The sequence below is a fragment of the Bacillota bacterium genome, assembly GCA_012839765.1.
Classification (GTDB): Bacteria; Bacillota; Limnochordia; order DUMW01; family DUMW01; genus DUMW01.
On record DUMW01000107.1, the window covers coordinates 1 to 2038 of the forward strand.

The 2038-nt window shown below is 55.4% G+C and carries 2 protein-coding genes; both read left to right on the forward strand.

The genetic code is table 11. From position 1 onward, the window contains the following. Positions 1 to 566: hypothetical protein (locus tag GXX57_10850; protein HHV45147.1), on the forward strand; the 566-nt coding region annotated here is incomplete at its 5' end. A 172-nt stretch (positions 567 to 738) separates the two neighbouring features. Beyond that, the coding region (locus GXX57_10855) for a prolyl oligopeptidase family serine peptidase (protein HHV45148.1) at positions 739 to 2038 on the forward strand (1300 nt) is incomplete at its 3' end.

A 2038-nucleotide genomic window follows, 5' to 3' on the forward strand; every position in this document is an offset into this window, starting at 1 on the left:
ATATCTTTGAGGTGTTGGCGGCGGAGGGAAGGGCCGATGTGGCCTACAAGCTCCTGACCCAGACCACCTATCCCAGCTGGGGATACATGCTTTCCATGGGGGCCACCACCATCTGGGAGCGGTGGGAATACGAGACCGGGGCCCGGATGAATTCCCACTGTCATCCCATGTATGGAGCCGTGGGAGCCTGGTTCTACACCTTCCTGGCGGGGATCCGACCCTCGGAAGAGGGGGTAGGCTTCGGTAAGTTCGAGATCCAGCCCCTTTTCATCGATGAGTTGGACTACGTCCACTGTTCCCTGGAGACGGTGCGGGGGCCCATTACCGTCCACTGGACCCGGAAGGAAAAGGGCATTCAACTAAAAGTGGAGATCCCCTGGAACAGTGTGGGCTACATCAAGCTTCCGGACCTAAGTAGCTTGGCAGTCGCGGAGGGAGATCGCCTTCTTCTGGAAGATGGACATGTTCAGAATCTGCCCCCGGGAGTTCGAGCTGTTCGCCAGCGGGATGGACTGGTTGTCATCGAAGCTGGTGCCGGTTCCTATGGGTTTTGGTGCACTTGGTAGACCTTGGGTGGGGGCAGACGGGTAAACCCTTTAACCCGATTGGTGAAGCATGCATGGGTGACATGGGAATGGGGTGACTTCGATGAGGGAGAAAGCGAAAGCATCGAAAGGATTCTGCTTGTTGGTTCTATGCTTCCTGTTTCCATTCTTCCAGGAGGTACAGGCGGGTGAGATGAATGGAAGCAGTTTGTCTATTGAGTTTGGCCGGGTCCATTTGCCACCCCAGTGGACCTGTATCGGGTCGGGGGTGGATTGGTACTCGACGGAGGAAGACAAGGTCTTTGGCACAGTGCGGATCTCTTCCCCACACCCGGTGGAGGAGTTGGAGGTTGGGGTGGCGGGTGTCTGTTGGACAGAAGACGGCAAAGGGCTCCTCATCCCCACACGTGAGACTGTGAGGCTCGATGCCCAAGAACCTTTGGTTTTGGAATTTCAATTTCCACCGCTTAAAAACGTTGAGGCCATTGAGTTACAGGTATGGGTGGGGGGAAAGCAAGCGGCCACGGTCCAAACACCTGTTATCCTGCTTCCCCCTGCGGAAGACCGGTCACCGTTGTGGGACCTGGAAAGACTCTATGAGAGCCCAAACTACCAGGTTTTGGAGAGAGACGGAAACATCTGGTCGCTACTGTATGAAAATGAGCCCTATCTGGGTAAACCGACCCAAGTGTTTGCCTACTTGGGTTTTCCCGAGGATCTTTCGGTGCCTGTACCCGCGATGGTGCTCGTTCACGGTGGCGGTGGGACCGCGTTTAAGGAGTGGGTCCAGCTTTGGAACAACAGGGGATATGCGGCCATTGCCATGGATCTGGGGGGCTGTGGTCCTAACGGACAACCTTTACCCGACGGCGGTCCCCGCCAGGATAATGAGGGCAAGTTCTTTGATCTTTTCCGGTTGGGTTGGGAGAATACGTGGACCTATCAGGCGGTGGCGGCCTGCATCCGGGCAAGTAGTCTATTGCGGAGTTTTCCCGTAATTGATCCAGAACGAATTGGCGTGACAAGGATCAGCTGGGGTGGGTATCTTGTCTGTCTTCTGAGTGCCCTTGATCCCCGGTTTGCCTGCGCCATTTCCGTCTATGGTGCTGGCTTCTTGCAGGTGGACAGCCAATGGTCCGACTATTTTGCTTGCATGACCGTTGACCAACGTATTGAACGGCATCAATACTGTGACCCCGCAAGCTTTCTGTCCCGGGCCCAGGTACCCTTGTTTCTGATCACTGGAACAACGGATCAGGCCTATCCTTTAAATAGCCATCGGCTCAGTTATTCCCTGATCCAGGCCCCGGTTACAGTGGCGATCAAGTTGGGCATGCGACATTCCCATGAAGCGGCCTGGGAAGCGAAGGAAGTGTACCTGTTCGCGGACAGTATTTTAAAGGAAGGCCCGGCTTTTCCCCAATTTGGTGAGCTGGAGTTTAGGGAAAACGAGGTCCGGGTGCCGGTGATGAGCATAGGCAAGATTCAGTCGG